General features: G+C 67.8%; 27 protein-coding genes. 25 read left to right on the forward strand and 2 right to left on the reverse strand.

The window, feature by feature from the left end:
- Positions 1–18: 18 nt before the first annotated feature.
- The gene (locus tag E5671_RS00240; protein ID WP_336605601.1) at positions 19–1188 is read right to left on the reverse strand and encodes a Tat pathway signal protein; all 1170 of its coding nucleotides are present in this window, start codon (positions 1186–1188) and stop codon (positions 19–21) included.
- 483 nt (positions 1189–1671) lie between these two features.
- Here E5671_RS00240 and E5671_RS00245 point away from each other — a divergent pair, with 483 nt between their 5' ends.
- The 12 genes from E5671_RS00245 (at position 1672) to E5671_RS00300 (ending at position 8987) form a co-directional block, all read left to right on the forward strand.
- Positions 1672–2238 carry an ATP-binding protein gene (locus tag E5671_RS00245; protein ID WP_160501822.1) on the forward strand — a complete coding sequence of 189 codons (567 nt, stop codon included), beginning with the start codon at positions 1672–1674 and terminating at the stop codon, positions 2236–2238.
- Complete coding sequence (locus E5671_RS00250) at positions 2235–2699, forward strand: DUF6415 family natural product biosynthesis protein (RefSeq protein WP_336605602.1); 465 nt, start codon at positions 2235–2237, stop codon at positions 2697–2699. The genes E5671_RS00245 and E5671_RS00250 overlap by 4 nt, the downstream gene beginning before the upstream one ends.
- A 25-nt stretch (positions 2700–2724) precedes the next feature.
- Positions 2725–3174, forward strand: a complete 450-nt coding sequence (locus E5671_RS00255; protein WP_160501823.1) for a DUF6302 family protein — start codon at positions 2725–2727, stop codon at positions 3172–3174.
- A gap of 52 nt (positions 3175–3226) precedes the next feature.
- On the forward strand, positions 3227–3436 hold the full coding sequence (locus E5671_RS45730) for a DUF5999 family protein (RefSeq protein ID WP_160501824.1): 210 nt from the start codon (positions 3227–3229) through the stop codon (positions 3434–3436).
- A complete protein-coding gene (locus tag E5671_RS00265) occupies positions 3424–4083 on the forward strand; it encodes a hypothetical protein (protein WP_160501825.1) in 660 nt (219 codons plus the stop codon). The genes E5671_RS45730 and E5671_RS00265 overlap by 13 nt, the downstream gene beginning before the upstream one ends.
- Positions 4084–4228: 145 nt before the next feature.
- Complete coding sequence (locus E5671_RS00270; RefSeq protein WP_160501826.1) at positions 4229–4807, forward strand: hypothetical protein; 579 nt, start codon at positions 4229–4231, stop codon at positions 4805–4807.
- Complete coding sequence (locus E5671_RS00275; RefSeq protein ID WP_160501827.1) at positions 4804–5190, forward strand: hypothetical protein; 387 nt, start codon at positions 4804–4806, stop codon at positions 5188–5190. The genes E5671_RS00270 and E5671_RS00275 overlap by 4 nt, the downstream gene beginning before the upstream one ends.
- Entirely contained in the window at positions 5187–5453 is a 267-nt protein-coding gene (locus E5671_RS00280; RefSeq protein WP_160501828.1) for a hypothetical protein, read from the forward strand. Before E5671_RS00275 ends, E5671_RS00280 begins: the two co-directional genes overlap by 4 nt.
- A gap of 89 nt (positions 5454–5542) precedes the next feature.
- The gene (locus E5671_RS00285; RefSeq protein WP_160501829.1) at positions 5543–6346 is read left to right on the forward strand and encodes a hypothetical protein; all 804 of its coding nucleotides are present in this window, start codon (positions 5543–5545) and stop codon (positions 6344–6346) included.
- Between the two features lie 12 nt (positions 6347–6358).
- Positions 6359–7903: a B12-binding domain-containing radical SAM protein gene (locus E5671_RS00290; RefSeq protein WP_160501830.1), complete on the forward strand. Its 1545-nt coding sequence runs from the start codon at positions 6359–6361 to the stop codon at positions 7901–7903.
- Positions 7900–8547, forward strand: coding sequence for a dTMP kinase (gene tmk / locus E5671_RS00295; protein ID WP_160501831.1), 648 nt, complete (start codon positions 7900–7902; stop codon positions 8545–8547). Before E5671_RS00290 ends, tmk begins: the two co-directional genes overlap by 4 nt.
- Positions 8544–8987, forward strand: coding sequence for an NUDIX hydrolase (locus E5671_RS00300; RefSeq protein WP_160501832.1), 444 nt, complete (start codon positions 8544–8546; stop codon positions 8985–8987). Before tmk ends, E5671_RS00300 begins: the two co-directional genes overlap by 4 nt.
- Positions 8988–9281: 294 nt before the next feature.
- On the opposite strand, the gene E5671_RS00305 is transcribed toward E5671_RS00300, so the two are convergent.
- Positions 9282–9602, reverse strand: a complete 321-nt coding sequence (locus E5671_RS00305) for a hypothetical protein (protein ID WP_160501833.1) — start codon at positions 9600–9602, stop codon at positions 9282–9284.
- 421 nt (positions 9603–10023) lie between these two features.
- On the opposite strand from E5671_RS00305, the gene E5671_RS00310 reads away from it, so the two are divergent.
- The 13 genes from E5671_RS00310 to E5671_RS00370 all read left to right on the forward strand — a co-directional run bounded on the left by E5671_RS00310 (position 10024) and on the right by E5671_RS00370 (position 20014).
- A complete protein-coding gene (locus tag E5671_RS00310) occupies positions 10024–10227 on the forward strand; it encodes a hypothetical protein (protein WP_160501834.1) in 204 nt (67 codons plus the stop codon).
- 36 nt (positions 10228–10263) lie between these two features.
- Positions 10264–10608: a hypothetical protein gene (locus tag E5671_RS00315; protein ID WP_160501835.1), complete on the forward strand. Its 345-nt coding sequence runs from the start codon at positions 10264–10266 to the stop codon at positions 10606–10608.
- Between the two features lie 1253 nt (positions 10609–11861).
- Complete coding sequence (locus tag E5671_RS00320) at positions 11862–12419, forward strand: hypothetical protein (RefSeq protein ID WP_237329965.1); 558 nt, start codon at positions 11862–11864, stop codon at positions 12417–12419.
- 254 nt (positions 12420–12673) lie between these two features.
- Positions 12674–13321 carry an ATP/GTP-binding protein gene (locus E5671_RS00325; protein ID WP_160501836.1) on the forward strand — a complete coding sequence of 216 codons (648 nt, stop codon included), beginning with the start codon at positions 12674–12676 and terminating at the stop codon, positions 13319–13321.
- 76 nt (positions 13322–13397) lie between these two features.
- Positions 13398–14027, forward strand: coding sequence for an SAF domain-containing protein (locus E5671_RS00330; RefSeq protein WP_160501837.1), 630 nt, complete (start codon positions 13398–13400; stop codon positions 14025–14027).
- A gap of 7 nt (positions 14028–14034) precedes the next feature.
- Entirely contained in the window at positions 14035–14958 is a 924-nt protein-coding gene (locus E5671_RS00335; RefSeq protein ID WP_237329966.1) for a hypothetical protein, read from the forward strand.
- The gene (locus E5671_RS00340) at positions 14951–16477 is read left to right on the forward strand and encodes a CpaF family protein (RefSeq protein ID WP_160501838.1); all 1527 of its coding nucleotides are present in this window, start codon (positions 14951–14953) and stop codon (positions 16475–16477) included. Before E5671_RS00335 ends, E5671_RS00340 begins: the two co-directional genes overlap by 8 nt.
- Positions 16474–17445: a type II secretion system F family protein gene (locus E5671_RS00345; protein WP_160501839.1), complete on the forward strand. Its 972-nt coding sequence runs from the start codon at positions 16474–16476 to the stop codon at positions 17443–17445. The genes E5671_RS00340 and E5671_RS00345 overlap by 4 nt, the downstream gene beginning before the upstream one ends.
- A complete protein-coding gene (locus E5671_RS00350; protein ID WP_160501840.1) occupies positions 17442–18362 on the forward strand; it encodes a hypothetical protein in 921 nt (306 codons plus the stop codon). Before E5671_RS00345 ends, E5671_RS00350 begins: the two co-directional genes overlap by 4 nt.
- 53 nt (positions 18363–18415) lie before the next feature.
- Entirely contained in the window at positions 18416–18637 is a 222-nt protein-coding gene (locus tag E5671_RS00355) for a hypothetical protein (RefSeq protein ID WP_160501841.1), read from the forward strand.
- A 77-nt stretch (positions 18638–18714) separates the two neighbouring features.
- On the forward strand, positions 18715–19047 hold the full coding sequence (locus E5671_RS00360) for a TadE family protein (protein WP_237329967.1): 333 nt from the start codon (positions 18715–18717) through the stop codon (positions 19045–19047).
- Positions 19044–19571: a hypothetical protein gene (locus E5671_RS00365; RefSeq protein WP_237329968.1), complete on the forward strand. Its 528-nt coding sequence runs from the start codon at positions 19044–19046 to the stop codon at positions 19569–19571. The genes E5671_RS00360 and E5671_RS00365 overlap by 4 nt, the downstream gene beginning before the upstream one ends.
- A complete protein-coding gene (locus tag E5671_RS00370; protein WP_160501843.1) occupies positions 19568–20014 on the forward strand; it encodes a pilus assembly protein TadG-related protein in 447 nt (148 codons plus the stop codon). The genes E5671_RS00365 and E5671_RS00370 overlap by 4 nt, the downstream gene beginning before the upstream one ends.
- The last annotated feature ends 2 nt before the right edge of the window (positions 20015–20016 follow it).

A 20016-nucleotide genomic window follows, 5' to 3' on the forward strand; every position in this document is an offset into this window, starting at 1 on the left:
TGCCTCAACCCACAGTGATCAATCTACGTTGGTCAGGTACGCAGTCGCGCGGGCATTGAGAACTCCAACGGCGGGAATCCCACGCGCGCGATAGGGCGAGAGGAGACGGCGCATGTCGTCTACTGTTCCGCGAGCCCGGCCCGAGTAAATGCCGTCCTCCATCGCCTCCAGGACGTTGGTCCAGGTCGCGCAGGCCTCCTCAACACTGCCCTGCTTGATCTGTGTAGCCCCCATATATCCAAGTGTGACCGCGTGGGTGCGACGAAACTGCGCTCCTCGGGTCCGGACAGATCGCTGGAACTCCTTGACCGCCCGCTTGGGGTCCCCGAGATCACGAAGAGTGCACGCCGTCTCATGGGCCAGGGAGGCCTCACCGAAGAAGAAGGTGCGATCCGGCTCCCGAATCCCTTCACGCGCCATCGTCAAGTCGTCCTCAGCCCGTACGAGCGCCTGTACTGCCTCCTTGTTGCGCTTGTTCGCCGCGAGGGCGCGAGCGTGAACCACGCCGAGCAGCGCCCGCTCTCGCGGGGTCGCGGAGACGTACCGCTCCCCATGTACCGACGCCTGAGCGAGCTGTAGCGCTTTGCCCCGCAGTCCCATGTCGAGCGCCTGGTGTGCCATGGCCCGCATGATGTGCCCGCTGAGCGGGGCATCACCGGCGCGGGCGGCAAGCTTCAGCGCCGTGTTGAAGCGTTGCAGTGCTGCCGCATGCTCGCCGTTGTCAAAGCTCATCCAGCCGGACAGGTATGCGAGCTCGGCCGAGGCTGCGAACATTGCGCGCCGCGTCGAATCATCAGGGAAGCGCCCGTTGAGGAAGCGCGGAATCTCTAGGTGGAGATACTCGTCGAGGGCACTTCGCCCGTGGCCACCACCGCGTTTCTGGTCCATCCGGGAGAACGCGAGCGTCAGCTCCTGCACTGTTTCCACGTCACCGCGGCCGACTCTCTTGCCCGCCAAGGAGCGTTCCTCGGGTGGCTGTGCCATGGCCCGCCACCACGTTTCGTCAGGCAATATCAGAGACATGGCGGAGTAGACCCCGCCCGCGAGTAGCCGTCGCCGCTTCGCGTCCACACCACTCCCCAAGGCGTTCAGCGCGATCAGCGGATCGACGCTCCAATCCAGCGCCCGCTGCGCTGGCGCATCGGGAACTGCGAACCCGGCTTCTTGCGGCGTGACTTCACGCTTCAAGCGACGGGACAGTGCCTGGCACAAGACTATGGGTGCGACTCCAGTCGCCTTAGTGCCCCCTACCCACATGCTCACGTGGGATGGCCCGATCTTGGAGTTTTCTCGCACATCGTCGCCGAGCGTCTCAGCAGCCACACGGTTGTATGCGCTCGCGGCTTGCACCCGTGACCAGCGAGCTTCTTCAAGTAGCGCGGTCAGTCGTTCGTTCTTCTCGCGCGCCATAGTGCGCCCCCGCCAACGGAAATGATCTTTGATCAGTTTGATCGACCTGTCACCCAGCGCAGCCGCGTGAGGTCATTCATACCAACGTAGTACCCAACTCCCCCTGCATGTCAGGGAAGTGGCACGAAGCAACTCATCAGAGAACGACGTAACTGATCTTTGATCGCTTTGACTGGGCCGAAGCCTCCGGCCCCATGTCGGCAGCGGAGTTTTGGCGGTTCGCTCTTTTAGCCAGCCACACCACGAGCGGGAGCGCCCCACATGAACTCCTTCACTGGCGACACCGTCAAGAGCCTTGGCGCTGCGCCCGGCATGCAGTCGAACCATGCAACCACCACGCTGCACGCTGCTGCGCACCCCTTCGTGACCGATACCCCGATGTGGCAGCGGTCCAAGTCCCTTGGACTGAGCGCGGCCAGCGGCTGGAGCACAAACGACCTCGCGGTAATGGCGGCCGGGAATGCACGGCTGCATACCCGCACGCTCCTCGCCATGGTGCGTTGGCCCGGAGAAATTAAGATGGCTGCGCGTGTGGCCGCTGTACTCGTCGACAACGCTGTCCGCCACGGCCGCACCGTTCCGGCCAGGACGAGTCTCGCCTTGATCGGCACGGGGCAACTCCTGATCGAGGTGGCGGACGGCAATCCGACTTTTCCGGGGTACTGCGAGGTCCTGAAGCGGCCGACCGAGCCCGAACGTCGCAGGCCCGGTCTGTGGCAGGTCCAGTACTTCGGCGCGAAGCTCACGTACGCGGTGCACGAGGACGGGGCGGGCAAGACGGTGCAGGCCGCGTTCCCGCCAGTGCCGACCACTGCGAGAGGTCGGTGAGCACCACCATGGCCAACCCGCAATCCACTGCGGCCGGTGCATGCGGTGCATCCGTGGTGAATGCCGCCATAGCCGACCCGAAGCCCGCCCAGCGCGACGGACAGTGGAACCCGCCTCTCCGCAGTGACCAGTTGCGGTTAGTTCGGGATCGACTCGTTGCCTGGACACCTCTCAACCTGGAAGTGATCTTCGACGACCTCGACGCAGCGATTGGTAGCCAGCCACCGACCGCGGCCACTATCGCGGCGCTGCTCGAGCGGCTTCGCGGCCACCTGAAGCGGCTCTGTGACATCGCTGTCGCTGACCCGAAGTTGAGTGGGCTTATCGAGCGAGGGCGCCTCGTCTGGGATGAACGTCTGCCGGCCGACTATCAGGACGCTGTCGGCCTCGCCCGGCGCTTGGCCTTCATGCTCGAAAGGCTGATCGAGGACTGCGCCATCGAGGGAGCCGACGATGCATGACCCTTCGATCGGCCAGCATCCACCTGTGAGAGTCGTCGTGATACAGGCCCCGCGAAAGGCGTACGACTTCGAGTACTACGAGCAGCGGCTCGCCGACACGTGGCTCCTGGAGAAGAGCCTGGCCTTGCGCACGCTGCGCATGCCCTTCCTGGCGGTACCGGTCGGCGGCACGCGCCGCGGCGGCTACTACCCCGTGTCCTGCTTCTGCATCGCGCTCCGGGTCCGTGACGTCCTCCTGGGCCGGCACGGATTTCCTGATCCGCGCGTGAACTGGTCGACCGACCCGAATGCTCACGGCGTCGTCGAGTGGGGAGAAAGACACCCTTGGCTCAGTGATGAGGACGTACTCGGGCGGTTCTACGGCTACAGCGATGCCGCCATCGCTCGCGACAAGACCCGCCGCGCAGACACTGCGCCCGCCCCCCAGACGCCCTGCTCGGTGTTCTACCCATTCCGCTCCCCCGCGGCTCAGTAAGACACCGAGCAGGGCTCCAGCCTCCACACGTCTGAGAGGAAACGCAACGCACATGTGCCAGCACAAGCCCCCCTGCCCCACGGCCACCCAGCCGGATCGCGACGCCGCCCGGCCGGTGACGCGATACGACGTCGTGGGTTGTACGCGGTTGTGCAACGGCGTCCTGCTCTTCGACGACACTGGCGAGCTGCTGCCGGATGGCTCGATAGTCGCTCCGCACCGCCCTCTCGGCCTGACGGGAGCAGCCTCATGCCCACCATGAAGAACAACAGCCGCTTGGTTCCCTACATCACCGCTCGCGAAGGGGAAGAGGCTGACTCCTTCCTCGCCCTGCGCGCCTCCTTCGACAGCGAGGGCCACTCGCGCCTTGCCTACTGGGATGAAACGCGCCAGGACCGCGACGTGCGCGGCACCCTCTGGGCTCGGGTTTCGCAGTCGATCGGAGCTGACCGGCTGCCGACCGGCGAGCCGAAGTGGCATCTGGTCCACCCGGCCCGGCAGCGCGAAACCATGCTCCTACTCAAGTGCCAGGTGTGCGTCACCAATGCCAGGACCCCCGACGGGATCCTGTTCCTGGAAAGCAAGAAGGACGGCATTCCCGCGGCGAGCACCCCGATCCGGACCGCTCAGCCCCCGCTCTGCCGACGGCACGCACGCATCGCCGCGAAGCGGTTCCCCTACCTCGCAGAGCACGGTCACGTCGCGCTGCTGGCACAGAGCGCACCCCTGTACGGCGTCATCGGCACTCCGCACATGTACTCGCCATCCGGCATCCGGGTCCTGGCAGGCGACAACGTCCCCGTTCCCTACGGACACCCCGACCTGCGGTGGTTCCTGGCGTCCCAACTCGTGCGCACCCTGCGGGCGTTCAGAGTCGTGTACCTGAACGACTTCGTTCCGGCCGCCTAGCCGGACACCCCCAAGATGGCCGCTCGGTGAGCCGGATGCTCCGGCCCTGCTCATCGAGCGGCATACACCCCCGGCGCCGGGTTTCGCATCCCCCGACGGCCCGGCGCCGGGCCTTCTTCCTATCCGACTTCCGAAGGGGCACCTTGTGGACGCCGTACTCCCCGCCTTCGTCGACCGGCTGCTCGACCAAGGGCGAGACCCGGGCGAGATTCCGGAAATTCCAGTGGCCGACGCCACCGGCTGGCTCACTCCCCTGGCCGCCAGGCTCCTGAGCCTGATGGAGCACGGCATGCCCTGCGCACCCTCACGCGCCTTCCTCGCGCACGGCTTCGCCTACCTGCCGCTCCCGGCCCACGACGGCCGCGGCCTCTATCTCCGCCTGGCCCACGGCTCCGTGATGACGGCGTGGCCGATTGCTTCCACCTCCGTCGTCCTGACGCTCATGGGCACCCTCGATCTGGAGATGTACCAGAAACCCGAGGACGTCCAGGCGTGCAATCCCCAGTACGTGCGCAGCTTCGGCCCCGAGCAGGTGTTCGCAGCGCATGCGGGCACCCTGTGCGGGGTGAAGAGCAGCCCCAGCGGCGCGCAGGTTCTCGCCGTCAGGCAGTACGAAGCGGGGCCGGCCGGGCCGTTGAGCCTCTCCGAGCACGCTGATGTGGCTCAACGAGCGCTCCGGACCCTCGAACGCGTCCTGGACGCCGGGACAGGAGCTGCTCTGTGAACTGGCTGGACGATGTTCCTTCGCTGGACATCCCGAACCTCCGTGACGTGCAGCAGATCAGCCGCGACGTCCTGAACCGCCTTGCCGAGGACCGCAAGCTCCTGACCCGGCTGGTCGATCAGATCCCGGACGACGCTGACCGGCTGGCGAACAGCCGCATCACCCTGCTCCTGAACCGGCTCTCCCTCTACCAGGCACCCGACTGCGGCTTCGAGATCCGCATGAACATGAACCCCCGTCGGACAACCAGCGTGTCCCGCACGACCACTGCTACGACTTCGCCACGCGCATCCTCACCGGCGGCTACGTGCACGTCGTACGCCGCCGCACCGACGGGTGCGACGGACCGTTCAGCAGGGGCGACCTGGAGCCGGGCATCGTGACCATCGAACGCCCCGGCAGCTCCTACACCCTGGGTCACCCGATGGTGCACCAAGCCGTGATGGAGCCGGAGACCGTGACGCTGTTCGTCCGCGGCCCCCGCCGCAAAAGCATTTCGAACGCTGTCGCCGAGTTGATGCCCTCGCATGACACGTGGCCGACCCCGTCTGAGCCGGGCAGACAGGCCGCCGAATCCCGGCCCGCGACGGTGGGTGAGTACCGGCTGATGCGCACCTACCTCTTCCTGCGCGGGCTCATCAACTGATCCCGGCCGCTTTCCCGTGGCCGCGCGCGCCGCACCCCCGTGACGCGAGAGGCTACGGCGCACCAACCGCACCACACGAGGAGCACCCCATGACCGGCGTCCTGACGACCGATCACCCCGCCTGGATCGAGACCGAAGCCGGAGGACGCGCACGCGCCGTACGCACCGCCTCCGGGGTCTGGGTCCTCTCGTGGGACCGCGACGGCCTGCACATGACCTGCGTCCACGGAACCGAGGACGTCAAACCGACCATCGTCACTACCGACCCCGTCCGGCTGCCCGGCACCGTCCCCGCCGCACTCAAGTCCGGTCTCGATGGCCTCGGTCCGACGCAGCGGCTGGCCAACCCGTGGCTGTGGGACGCGATCACCACCGCCGTCCTGCGGCAGGTCGTACGCGCCGGGCAGGCCCGCAAGCTGTACCGGGCGTGGTGCAAGACCTACGGCACCACCATCGACACCCCGCACGGTGAACTGGCCGTCGCCCCCGACGCGGAGCAGGTCCTGGCGCTCGATGAGAAGCAGTTCGCCGACGCGGGCGCCAAGTTCCACCGCCCCATCCTCCAGGCGGCTGCGACCCATTACGAGCGGCACTTCTTGCACTGGCAGCGGATGGAAGCCAGTGACCTGGTGGCCGCGCTGACCAGCGTCCCCCGGATCGGCCCGTGGACCGCAGCCGCCGCGGCGGCCGACTACGCCGGCGACTTCAGCATCTACCCGCACGACGACCTCGCCGTACGCACCTGGGCCGCGCAGATCGCACCCGATCACGCCTGGCCCGGCAAGAAGGACAAGTCATTCGGCCCGAAGTGGACCGCCATGGCCGGAGCCGAGGGCACCGCCCTGCACACCCTGACCCTCTCCACCCTCACCTGGGGCTCCCACGCCCCATGACCAGGAGGATCAATGCCTCAGCTACCGCTGATCTCGGGCGCCGATCCGGCCCACACGCTCGACGCACTGTTCGTGAACGCGCCGCTGCGCGACTACGACCAACGGCCGCGCACCAATGACTACACCCTGCCGGTGCTTGGCATGGCCTACATCGCCACGTACGCACAGCGGGCCGGCTTCAACGTGGGTGTCCTGGACGCCGAGGCGCATGGGCTCGGCATCACGGAGACGGCAAGGATCGTCAACGAGGCGTGGCCGCGGTGGGCGGCCATGAACCTCCTGGCCCCCACCTACGAGATGTCTGCCCGCATCGCGGCACTGGTCAATCCCGGCATCGCGCTGATGGTCGGCGGACACCACGCCAAGGCCATGCCGGACCGCGTCCTGGCCGATCCGCGCATGGCCAACCTGCGGGCGCTGGTCCTCGGCGAAGGAGAACTGCGGGTCGTCGCCCTGCTGCACGACGAGCAACGCCGCCGCGAACTGCCCGGCGTGGTGTGGCGCGACCGACTGCTCGGGACTCGGGCAGCCGGCCTGATGGCCGACAAGAAGCAGACGGCCGAGATGCTCGGCCCGAACATCAACACCCTGCCGTACGTCAACCGCGCATTCCTGCCGCAGGACCCCTACCAGGCTGCGCCGACGGAGACGGACCGGCGCCTCGCGCTGAACCGCAACACTGCGTTACTCCGGAACGCGGCCCGCACGGGGCACGTGGAAGCGAACATCGTCGGTAGCCGCGGCTGCCCCTACAACTGCGCATTCTGCGGGGCCGCATGGAGCGCCAACAAGGACGTCAAGATCCGTGTCCGCAGCCCCCAGAACATCATCGGAGAGCTGGACGAGCTCCACGACGAGTACGGCGTCACCTGCTTCCGGTTCGTAGACGATCTGTTCCTCGGCGTCCGCGATGTCATCCACGAGCACATGAAGGCGTTCGCAGAACAGCGAATCGGTGAGCGCTACGTGTGGGACGCCACCGGCCGCATCAACGTCCTGGACCGCCTCTCCGACAATGACTTGGACGTCCTGGTCGACAACGGACTGCGCGAAGTCGCACTCGGTATCGAGTCCGGCAGCGACCGCATCCTCAAGGCCATGGACAAGCGCATCAACGCCGAGATGACCGAACGCGTCGCCCACCGCCTCATGCGCCACGGCATCGGCGTCAAGGGGTACTTCATCCTCGGCTTCCCCGGCGAGACCCGCGCGGACCTGGACGCGACCGTGCAGCACATCCGGAACCTGTGGGAGATCGCCGACCGCAACCCCGGCGACCTGCGGGCGTCCGTCTTCGAGTTCCGCCCCTACCCCGGAACGCCCGTGTGGCAGACCCTCACCGAGGCCGGCCACGAGCCCGACGCGCTTCTCGCGTACGGCGACGTCGACCTGACCGACGACGGGGCCGACGAGTCGATGCGTCAACGCGACGAGTTCAATTTCTCCGTCGGCATCCAGTTCGGGGACGTGCCCCTCACCAAGGTCCGCTCCACCCTGGCCACGCTCACCCGCGAGCAGCACGAGCGCGTTCAGGCACCACAGGTGGATGCGGCATGACGCGCGGCCTGTTCATCACCCTCGACGGACCAAGCGGCGTCGGGAAGTCGACCACCATCGAGGCCCTGCACCAGGAGATGACCGATCGCGGGATGGCCGTCCGCAAGACGGTGGAGCCCTCCACCAGCAAGCTCGGCGCCTTCACCCGCGAGCACGCCAACACCATCCACGGATACGCACTGGCGTGCCTGGTCATGGCCGACCGGTACGCGCACATCGAGCATGAGATCGATCCGTCCCTCGACGCCGGCGACACGGTCATCTGTGACCGCTACGTCGCCTCAACGCTGGTCTTACAGCAGCTCGACGGGGTGCCGCTGCAGTTCCTTCTCGACCTGAACGCGGGCATCCTGATGCCCGACCTGGCCGTGATCCTGACCGCGTCGCCCGGTCTGATCGCCCAGCGGATAGCCCGGCGCGGAGTCCGCCACCGCTTCCACCTGGACCCCACCGCACCCGGCCGGGAAGTCGACCTCTACACCGAGGCCGCCCAGACCCTCACGGCCGCGAACGTGAATGTACTGGTCCTCGACAGCAGTCACGCCACGCCATCGGAGGTCTCGGCGAGAATCGCCGACGCTCTCCCCGAACGCTCGGTACCGTCGGCAGTCTCACCGACCTCGCCAACCCCCCAGGGACCATGAATCCGGAACTGGCACACCCCGTCATCGACACCCACGTCATCCTGCGCGACGGCGACAAACTGCTCTTCTCCCAGCGCGGCGGCCCCTACGGGAAAGGCCTATGGCACATGCCCTCGGGCAAGCTCGACCGGGACGAGACCCTGACCGCCGGGGCCGCGCGCGAGCTGCTGGAAGAGACCGGCGTGGAGGTCGACCCGGACCATCTGCGCTTGGTCCATGTCGTGCACCACCGGCAGAACGATGCCATGGAGCGCATCGGCTTCTTCTTCGTGGCCACCGAGTGGAGCGGGGAGCCCGTTAACCGGGAACCCGCGAAGTGCCTCGGCCTGGAGTGGTTCAGCGTCCACGAACTGCCCGACGACATCATCGAGTACCCGAAGGAAGGCCTCCTCGGCTACCTGCAAGACCACCGCGGGCTGACCGAGCACGGCTGGGCATAGCCCCCACCCGCCACACCGAATGTCGGCTCCGTCCCCGCAGTAGCGAGCGGGACCGGAGCCGACACTTGTATTGGACGCGGTTTTAACACTTCGCACGGTGACTACGTCTACAGGGCAGGTCAGGCGCTGACGCTCGGCCCCGATCTGCTGCATCGCCGCCGGGAGGACCCGCACAGTGCCGACCTCGACTCCAGTAGTCCGAGATCAACTGGAATACGAACCCTTCGCCGACCTCTTCGCCCCGCCACAGGAGGACGCCGCGCCGGCCGACGTCGCCGAGGAGCAGGAGGAGTCCTACGCACACGTGTGGATCGTCGCCGCAGAGATCAAGATCGAGGACCGGCTAGCGAACTCGCCGACTTCCGCGGCTCCTTCACCACCGGACAGGACACCCGCGTTGACGCCCTTGAGGTGTACTGCCGCTCGTGCCGACGGCCGTACGAGGACGTCGCCGATCAGGACTGCGAAGCGCTGCTCGACAACCGGCATCTCATCGGGGGCGACCAGTCGCAGCGCGCCATCGCCCCCGAGCTTGAGCACAGCCTCGAAGCCCAGTCTCCGCAGCTCGTGATCACCTCGCAGGAAGGATCCGCCGACTTGGTACACCTGGCTCAAGCGCGGACCACCGTGGCTAGCTGGTGCATTCAGTGTCAAAGGTCCATCCCCGCATACGCGGGGAGCAGTTCAACGTCGCCATCCCCCCCCATGTGCGGACTGGGTCCATCCCCGTGTGTGCGGGGATCGTCCCGTGCCCCGCGTGAAGGGACTGCAGGCATGTGCGTGCTCCCCGCGCGCGGCCCATCAGCGCCTTTCGGTATCCAAGATCCCCCCTCGGAAACCCATCACCTCGAACGCTGCGCCACCGCCCCTCTCCAGACGCTTCGCCATCTCCGACCACCACTGCTGCAAGGTGTGAGTGTTGAGCTGACATCCCCCGAACACCTCTCAAACCGGGCCAAGTTGCGGAACGATAGCTGAAGAGCCACCGTCGGCCAGAAGCGCCGACGATGAGCACCGGGGTGAAGGAGGAAAGGCCGTGGATTGGATGCTCGACGAGTTCGGAAAGTCGCACGCCGGACGGCCGGGCGTGGTGCTCGACGACGAGATTGAGCCCGGGCCCGTGTACTTCGACTTCGGAAGCGGTGCCAACATCCACAAGACCACAGACTGGTGGGTGTACGACGGCACCCTGGGAGCTCCGCTGGCCATGCAGATGAGGGGCTCGTGCGCCTGCGGGTGACGTGGTGAGCATCTCTACCCGATCGACTGGACACAGGTGGACGAGAGGGCGCCCTACCGGTACGACACCGCGGGCCCGCTCGAGGACTGGCTCCAGCACGTCGAGGGGGTCGCTGCGCGCGCTGTGCCCCTGCCGACCGAACTCGCCGGCCTCATCGCAAACGTCGAGGAGGCACTGGTCAAGTTGGCCGACGACTCTCCGCTGGCGGCTCTGCGGGCGATTGGCGCGGTGGAACGCATAACCGATGCTGTGGCCCGCACCGCCGCTCACGATGTAACGGCTGACAACCCCTCACCGAAGGCTAGGAGCACGGCCCTCGGGCTGCCCGTGGGGGACGCCGATTCCCGGATCTTCCACTACCTGCACCGGCGTTCGGTGTGATGGCTCAGAGATCTCGATTCGGCCCGTTGCTAGAGGCTGCCGGAGCTTTAGGCCAAGGCAAGTTGAGAGGTGTTCCCGCAACGGTGTGGGTGGCCCCGCCCTCGCCTGGGGCCCACGCAGAGATCGAGAATCGCGTGGCCTGCAGCCTGTCGTGCCAGAGCACGACTTGACGAAGACGGTGCACTCTATACGCACGGCATTGCGCCACGCCCGAAGGGCTCTCCTTTGAACGCCTCCCACTGCGTGCTCCTCCGACGGTATTGATCGACGCGAGGGGTCCGCCGTCGAAATCCATAGCGCTGGCCCTGCCGCCTCACACACATCGGGTTCACGCCATCTTTCGCGCCCAACCCAAAGGAGTAGCCGTCGCATTGCTCGCGAATTGGTGCGGTGCCCCGGATGCCACCCGGGTGGACCGCAAGCGCACGCAGTCGGCCACATAGAACGCCGGAGCCAGCGACACGAGCTTCCGCTTCCTCCACCGCCGGGCCCGCTCCACGTTCGCGATGGCCGCCCTGCGGCTACCGACCCACGGCACAGGTTCCCGACCTCATCAGCAAGGAGGGACCGCGCAGGTGCCCCGCTCTTGGTCGGCCTGAGCCCGAGGCTCAGGCCGTCATACCGACGCGGTCGGACTCTCACCGCATCCATCACGCGCGAGCTCCTTCACCCACCCTCCCCCTGAACAGGTGGAATTCTGACTACCTCAAGGGCATTGATCGTTCTCCCTCCCCCACGCCACGATCACCTTGGCAGGCGCCAAAGCACCGGCGCACACACCAAGTACCCCACCTTCATATCCGCCGCCCTTTCACCGAGCGATACGCCCTGCCCTGCCGTTCTGTATCGCCGATGGGGCACCCGTAACAGGCCAACGCGGCGCGCCACGTTCCGGATTCGCCGCCCAGGCCAATGTTTGCCATTGCATCGATGGGGCCTGACCCTCTACATCAGCCGTCACTGCTGCAGCTTTGCCGCTTGGCACCCCGGGTAACGTGCTGTGACCGAATATCCGCCAACTCCCCTACCCTCATGGGGAGATGAGCGTGACCTGTGAGCACCCTGCGTCGTAGTCTGACCGCTACGCAGACTCATCACCGCAGCTAGCGCCACCTGTGGCCTCCCCAAACGCATTGGTTTTAGCCCTTGGGAGCTCACCGGCTCAGCATCGCGCCGCACTGGGAGAGACAGTGACCCGAGCAGCTAACCAGCAGTCATATTCCGGCATTCGCAGCAGGAAAAAGAAGCAGGCAGTGGCGCTGCTCCTCGTCCTGTGCGTCGCTGGCACGCTCACCGCCTGCAGCAGCGACTCCAACACGGATACCAAGAGGACCGCACGCCCGCCCAGCAAGCCTGCCAAGGACAAGCCCACCAAGAGCGCGGGCCCGCGGGCCAAGGAGAAGCAGGCGGTGCTTGAGGTCTACGACCGCATGTGGGAAGAGCAGGTCAAGGCCTACGCCAAGGGCGACCACAAGGGAACCGACCTGAAGAAGTACGCCACCAAGGAGGCCCTTGGCGGAGCCCTCGGAGACCTCCTGAGTATGGAGCAGGCCGGGACGGCCACCAAGGGCGCGCCCACTCACTCGGACATCAAGGTCTCGATGGATCTGAACCGGGAGGTGCCCACCGCCCGGATCACGGACTGTCTTGACATCTCCAAGTGGCAGACGATCAAGGAGTCGACCGGGAAGGTCCAACCGTTCCCCACCGAGCAAGAACTGCGCTACGAGACCACAGCCGACGCAGAGCGATGGGGGAAGAACCGGTGGATGATCACAAAGCTCACGCCCCACGGCAACAAGGTCTGCTGAAGCGGTCTGGCATATTACTCACCGTCGCCGCCGTGGCCGGGGTCGTACTGCCTGGTGTAGCGCAGGCAGATCCAGGCCCTGTTGTGGGCGGAAACTGCCCGGGAACCAGCAAGTTCGTCACCGCGTGCCGTCAGGTGCCCGGGGGTGGAGGCGGCCACGGCCAGAGCAGCGGCCGCCCTACGGCACAGGGCGAGGGGAACGGCAAGAGTCGAGGCAAGGGCAAGCCGCGTCCTCAGGTATGCGCGGTAGAACGGTTGGACCCGCAGCCGCCCAAGAGCGACCCCGTTTGGAAGGGCCACAAGGGCGCCGGAGCCATCTACACCAAGATGTGTCTCGGGCAGGGGGGTGCCGCCATTGGCGCGGGTGCCCTGGGTGCTCTGCCGCAGGTTTTCTGGGCCGCTGAAGCACCGGCCATCGACGTCGATCCGGAGCAGCTGGCGCGGGAGGCCGTGGACAAGATGCTGCTGACCGGTCCGAAGATCGCCAGCCCGCGGGCTGCGGGCAAGTACACGGTGGGTGTGCCGATGTGGATGTGGGTGGAGCCCTCCCCCACCACGTTCGGGCCCAACTCCGCCTCCGCGACGTTGGCGGGGGTGACGGTGTCGGCGACGGCGAAGGTGTCCTCGATCCGGTGGTCGATGGGTGACGGGAAGTCGGTCACCTGCCAGGGCGCTGGCACGAAGTACAAGGCCTCCTACGGCATGGCCAAGTCCCCCGACTGCGGCCACTTCTACCGCACGTCGTCCAAGGAGCAGGCGGGCGGCAAGTTCAAGGGCACCGCGACCGCGACGTGGGCGGTGGACTGGCAGGTCACCGGGGGCGGCGGGGAGCAGGGTGCGTTCACCGAAGTGCGCGAGAGCGACTTTGAGGTGTCCGTGGGCGAGATGAGAGTCCTCGACTAGGCGGGATGGCAAGCACGTGTTGAAGAGCGGTACGAAGAACAGAGCGACGGTGCCCGCCCCGCCGGCCGGGGACGTGATGCGCCCGGATCTCGACATCATCGACCCGGAGCCGCCGCGCCGACGACGCCGGTCCTACATGGTGATCGGCGCGGTGATGGTGCTGGCTGGGGCGATCGGGTTCGCCGGGCTGTTGAACGCCTCCGGGGAGCGCTCCGATGTGCTGGCGCTGGCCCGGGACGTGCCCGCCGGACAGAAGATCACGGCTGAGGATCTGCGCGTGGTCGCGCTGCCGGAGGATCCCGGGCTCAAGCCGGTGGCGGCCGCGAAGAAGGACACGATCGTGGGGCAGCGGACCGCGGCTGCGCTGTCCCAGGGGACGCTGCTCACGTCGCGGCAACTGGCCGGCAAGGGCGGACTGCGGGCCGGTGAAGCGCTAGTCGCCGTCGAGGTGAAGCGGGGCATGGCGCCGGTCGACGCGCTGCGGCCCGGCGCCACGGTCAGCCTGGTGACCCGTCCCAAGGAGGGCGAGGTTGTGGGCAAGGAGCCGGAACTCGCCGAGGTGACCGGCCGTGTGGTGAAGATCGGTGCGCCCGCCAGCAGCGGCGATATCGTCGTGCAGGTCGCCGTGCCGGACGCGACCAGCGGCGTGGTCGCCTCGGACGCCAGCGCGGGCCGAGTGGCGATCGTGTTGAAGGCCGGAAGCTGAGGTCGCGATGTCCGTGATGGTGCTGGTCGGTGGGCACGGGTGCGGTGTCACCGTGTCCTCGCTGGCTTTGGCCCTGTCCAGTGCCCGGCCTTCGCTGCTGGTGGAGGCAGCCGCGAAGCAAGCCTCGATTCGCTCCGGCTACCGACAAGGCGCGTGGGGCGGGGAGGTAGGTCTGTGGCATCTGGCGCAGGCCCACCTGCAAAACCAGCTGGCCGAGGCCTTCGAGGCACACCTGCGGCCGCTGGACGTGGAGGGCAACCGGCTGCTGCTGCCGGGGCTGACCGATCCGACGCAGGCGGCCGCGCTGGCCGGGACGTGGGAGCCGCTGTCGCTGCTGTTGCAGGCGATGGACCAGCACGCCGGCTATGACGTGGTGGTCGATTCCGGGCAGGCCGTCGTCGACGGCGGCGGACTGCATCCGAGACTCTTCCCGGCGGTGCTGGCCCACCGGGCCGATGTGGTGCTGCTGGTGGTGCGCAACTCACTGACGTCGGTGGCACAGACGTTGCCGGTGGCCCGGCTGTTGCAGGGCGAGCTGGAGCGGCAGGGCAGTGGCGCCGATGCGTTGCGGCTGCTGGTCATCCAGGAACTGTCCATGGCGGCAGGCGGGTTGCGTACCGATGCGATTGCGCGGCGCTTCGCCGTGCCCGTGGTGGACATGCTGCCGTGGGATGCGACAGCGGGCACGCTCTTTACGCACGGTTCGCAGCGTCCACCGAAGCTGATGAAGCTCGGCTTGGTCAAGCAGGCCCGTAAGACAATGCAGGCCATCGGAGTGGAGGTGAACACCCGGCGCCGAGCACTGGACATGCCCGCGGCTCCGGTGAGCTCGCCGGTGGTCGCCGGGGTGCTGCAACGGCTCTCCTCGAGCAGGCAGGCTTCCCCTGGCCCGCCCCAGGATCCGCGCCTGGGGGTGAGCGCTCATGGCTGACGGGTACGGCGAGCAGCCCGTCAACGGGGCACCGGCGAAACTGCAGGATGTGCTGAGCCAGGCCCTGCGGCCCGCAGCTCCGGGCGCGGCGGGCGCGGTGGCGCACACGCGTCGCTCGGCGGTGGCCTTGGCGTCCCCCACGGCGGTGGAGGTCAGCGAGCAAGGAGCGCTTCCCGCGTCGCCGCAGGACATCGCCGACCTGCGGGATGCGGTCAGTGACGACATCGTCGCCGCCGACGACCAGGACCCGCTGCCCAACGAGTCTGCGCGCCGGGAGCGGGCACGCTCGCTGGTGGCCGAGCGGGTCTCGCGGTGGGCGGTCAACCAGGCCCCCCGCGGCAAGGCGCTGAGCCCCGCACAGGTGGAGACGCTCTGCCAGGCGGTCTACGACGCGCTGTTCCACGCCGGGCCACTGCAGAAGTACCTGGATGACCCGGACGTGGAGAACATCGTGGTCCTGGGCGACGACGTCCAGGTCGACTACTTCAACCGGCCCACCCTCAAGGTCCCCCCGGTCGCGCAGAACGACGAAGAACTGATCGCACTGATCAACCGGCTGGCTTCCAACTCCGGGCACAGGGAACGGCGATTGTCGGCTTCCTCGCCGATGGTCAGCTTCCGGCTGCCGGACGGCTCGCGCGCCGAGGCCACCACCCTGACCCCGGTGCCGTTCCTGGGCGTGCGCCGCCACCGTGTGCTGACCTCCAGCCTGGAGCAGCTCCGGGAGTGGGGAACCCTCTCCCCCGCGCTGTCCGCGTTCTTGCACGCCCTGGTCCTGGCGAAGAAGAACGTCCTGTTCGCCGGGGACATGGGCACCGGCAAGACGTCCCTGCTGCGGGCCCTGGCGCAGAAGATCCCCGCGGAAGAACGCGTGGTCACTCTCGAATCCGATCGCGAGCTGTTCTTGGACCAGCACCAGGGCGGCGCGCAGTTCCTGGCGATGGAGTCCCGCGAGTCCAACGGCGAGCTCGTCGACGGGCATCCGGTCGGGCAGATCAGCGTGGAGGACATGTTCCCGCACGCGCTGCGCATGCTGTCCACGCGCGTCATCGTCGGCGAGGTCCGCGACCGGGAGGCGATCGCGATGCTGCAGGCGATGAGCGCGGGCGGGGCCGGATCCATGTGCACCCTGCATGCCGCCTACCCCACGCTGGTCCTGCCCCGCCTGGTCACCTTGTGCCGGGGCATGCACCGCGACGACGTCCACGAACTGGTGGGCACCTCCATCAACTTCATCGTCTATCTGAAGCAGATCAACCAGACGAGGGTGGGCGGGCGGCGCCACCGGTTCATCTCGCATGTGCTGGAGGTGCAGCCCGGCGAGGGCGGCCACCCTTCCATTCAGGAGATCTTCGCCCCGAATGGTTCTGATCCGCGTGGGGTGCCGCAGCTGGCGCCCTCGTGCATCACCGAGTTGGAGGGTCTGGCCGGGTTCGACCGGCGCTGGCTGACCGTGCCCCAGTACGGGGCCTGGTCTACGCCGCTGGATCTGGTGGGCGGAACGGAGTCTGCGGCATGAGCAGTGATCAGTGGAGTCTGCTCGCCGCGCTGTGCGGCGCGTTGATCGTGGGCGGGCTGCTGGTCGGCGTGCGCGGCGCGATCCGGGCGCCGGTAGCGGCGGGCCGGCCGCCGTCGCGGTGGGTGGTGCGGTGGCAGGCCGCGCAGGCCTCGCTCCCCGACGCCTGGGCCCGGCGGTATCGGTTCATTGTGATCGCCGCCGCGCTGGCCGCTGTCGGCGCCTGGCTGGTCTGGGCTCGTCCGGTGCACGGGCTGCTGGCGGGGGTGGTCGTGCTGGGGATTCCCTGGATCTGGAATCCGGCGGGGACCAGCAGCCGCGAGATCGTGCGCCTGGAGGCTCTGGCGGAGTGGATGCAGCAGCTGGCCGGGGTGCACGAGTCCGGCGGCACCCTGGACAGCGCGATCACCGCTTCGGCGACCCGGGCCCCACAGGTGATCCGTCCGCAGGTGCGGCTGCTGGCCGCACGGCTGCGGGTGGGCGCCAACCCTTCGCAGGCCTACCGACAGTTCGCTGATGCGTTCGCCGACGGCGCGGTCGACAACATCGTGATGCTTTTCCTCACTCACGCCCAGGACCACGGGCCGGGCCTGAGTCGGGCCCTGCAGTCGATGGCTTCACTCACCGAGCAGGAAGCGATCTCCCTGCGCAGCCTCGACGCCAAGCGCGCCCAGGTCCGCACCGGAACCCGCTGGGTGTCGATCATCTCGTTGGCGATCGCGGTGTACATCCTGACCAACCCGTCGTGGGGCGGGATCTACCGCACCGCTACCGGGCAGTTGGTGATGTTGGTGCTGGGGGCGATGTTCGGTGGCGCGCTGGTGGGGATGCGCGCGCTCGCCCGGTCGCGGCCTGCGCCGCGTCTGCTGGCCGCGCTGCCGTCGGCTGCCGGGCTCAGTAACGGCACGCCCAGTGCGTTGGGCGTGGCTGTGAAGAACAAGAAGCAGAAGGTGAAGGGGGCCGCGCTGTGATCTCGCCCGGAGCACTCGCGTGCGGTGCGGTGGTGGGTGGTGGGCTGTTTCTGCTGGTGCGGGAACTGCTGCCATCCCGACCCGACATGGACGCGGTCCTGGACCGGCTGGAGAACACCACCCCGGGGTTCGGCCACTCCACCACCTCGACCTCCGCGGAATTGAGTAGGCGACGTCGCCGGGCGGAGGGATCGGTGTGGGAGCGAGCTGGGGAGCAGATCCTGGCCTCGCACGGACACCGGCTGTCGGTGCCGCGCGCCGACTTGGAGCTGCTGAACAGGTCGGTGGCTCACCACGTCGGTACGAAGGTGCTGGGCTCGCTGCTGGCCCTGGTGATGGTGCAAGTCGGCGGGCTGCTGCTCAGCTTGGCGGGCTTTGGGCTGTCGTACGCGCCGCCGCTGTTGGCATCCGTCGTCTTCGCCGCTTACATCTGGTTCGACGCTGATGCCAATGTGCGGCGCCAGGCAAAGACAGCCCGTCTGGAGGTCCGCTATGCGATCGCCTCGTTCCTCGAGCGCGCGCAGTTGGAGCGGGGAGCCAATGTGGGCCCGGAGGCGGCGGTGCAGCGCACCGCCGAGGTCGGCGACCACTGGATCCTGACCCGGATCAGCGCCGCCCTCAAGCGCGCCGAACTCGCGGGGATCCCGCAGTGGGAAGCGCTCAAGCAACTCGGAGAGCAGCTGGCCATTCCCGAACTGGCCGCCCCTGCCGAGTCGTTCTCACTGGCCGGGGCCGGTGCCTCCATCCAGAAGACCCTGGCGACCCAGGCACTGCTGCTGCGCCAGCGGCTGCTGACCGACCGCGAGGCGGAGGCCAACTCAGCCTCGGAGCGTCTGGTGGTACCCGGCACGATCTTGTTCACGGTCGTACTGATCATGTTCGCCTACCCGGCGTTCAGCGCACTGACCAACATTTGACGATCAACAACCGCGACGCTGAGGTGCGTGGTGGAGACGAGGGGACACAGATCATGAGGCTCATCGCTCTTGACCAGGCCGTCATCCGGCTGCACACCGCCTGGCTGACGCGGGTGGAGAAGATGTCCGGCGCCCGCCGGGATGCCGGGATGGAGACCTTGGAGAAGCTGATCCTGGGGGCCGTCGTGCTGGGGGTGGCCGTCGCGTTCGGCACCGTGTTCAAGGGCACCTCCGAGACGCTGATCGACCGGTTCAAGGCCGCTGTCGGCGCATGAGACACCGGATGCGGCGGTGGTGGCGCAGCCGCCTGGACGCTGGACGCGGCCGCCGCGGGGATGGCGGCATCGCCACCTTGGAGTTTCTGATCATCGCGCCCATCCTGCTGGTCATCTCCTGCATCGTCCTGCAGTTGGGGGTGTTCTTCCTGGCCAGCACCGCCGCCCATACCGCCGCTCGCAAGGGCGCGCAGAGCGGCGCTCAGTTCCAGTCCTCCCCCGGCCAGGGTGCGCAGCGTGCTCAGTCCTGGCTCGCCCAGGTCGGGGTGGTGCAGCAGGCGCAGGTCAGCACCGCGGGATCGACGGAGGATCGGGTGCGGGTGACGGTCACCGGCCGGGTCATGAACTTTTTGCCCTGGGACTTGCGGATCGAGCGCAGCGCCGAGGACACCGTGGAGAAGAACCAATGAGAGGGAAGCAGATTCCGGGGCTTTTCGGGGTGTCGCGCGTTGCCGGAGCGGTGTGCGCCGCCCTGGCACGGGCAGGGCGTGCACGCGGCGGCGGAGAGCGGGGGTCCTACACGCTGGAGGCGGTGCTGTGTCTGACGGTGGTGGTGCCGATCCTGGGCATCATCGCCGCGTTCGGGCTGGCCGGGCTGGGCGACAGCACCGCGGCGAACACGGCGGCCGCCGCTGCCCGCGCGGCCAGCGAATCGGATGACCCCGACACGGCTCAGGCCCGCGGCCGGCAGGCCGCGTTGAAATCCCTGGGACAGGCCCAGCGCACCTGCACGAGCTCCGACATCGTCGTTGATACCAGTGGCTTTCCCAGCCAGCCCGGCCAGCCGGGGACCGTCACGGTCCGCGTGGACTGCACGATCCCGCTGGCGAAGCTGGCCGTCCCGGGCCTGCCTGGCGCCAAAACGCTCACAGCGACCCGGCACAGCGCAGTTGACCGCTACGTCGACCGGACCGGCGAGGGGGGCGATCAGTGAGTATCAGGGAACTGGTGTGCGCCCGCTGCGGTGCCCGGCGGGAGCAGGGTTCGGTGACGCTGTACTTCCTCGGCTTCGCCATCGTCATGATCGGCCTGTTGGCGCTACTCGTGGACGGCGGCCGTCTTTTGATGGCCTCCGCCGATGCCGAGGACATCGCGGCCGAGGCGGCCCGCAGCGCGGGCCAGGAGGTCAACGGCCCCGATGCGATCACCGGTGAGGGCACCCGCGCCGACCCGCAGAAGGCCGTCGCGACCGCGCAGGATTTCCTGGCCGATGCCGGTGTGCAGGGCACCGTGACGGTCGCCGAGGACGGGCAGAGCATCGACATCACCGTGAAGGACACCTACCAGACACTGCTGCTGGGCGGATTCGGCTACTCCAGCATGCAGGTGACCGCGCACGCCGACGTCACGCTCGAACGTACCGACCCCGGAGCCTGAGA

Origin of the sequence: Streptomyces sp. BA2 (genome assembly GCF_009769735.1) — a bacterium.
Taxonomy (GTDB): domain Bacteria; phylum Actinomycetota; class Actinomycetes; order Streptomycetales; family Streptomycetaceae; genus Streptomyces.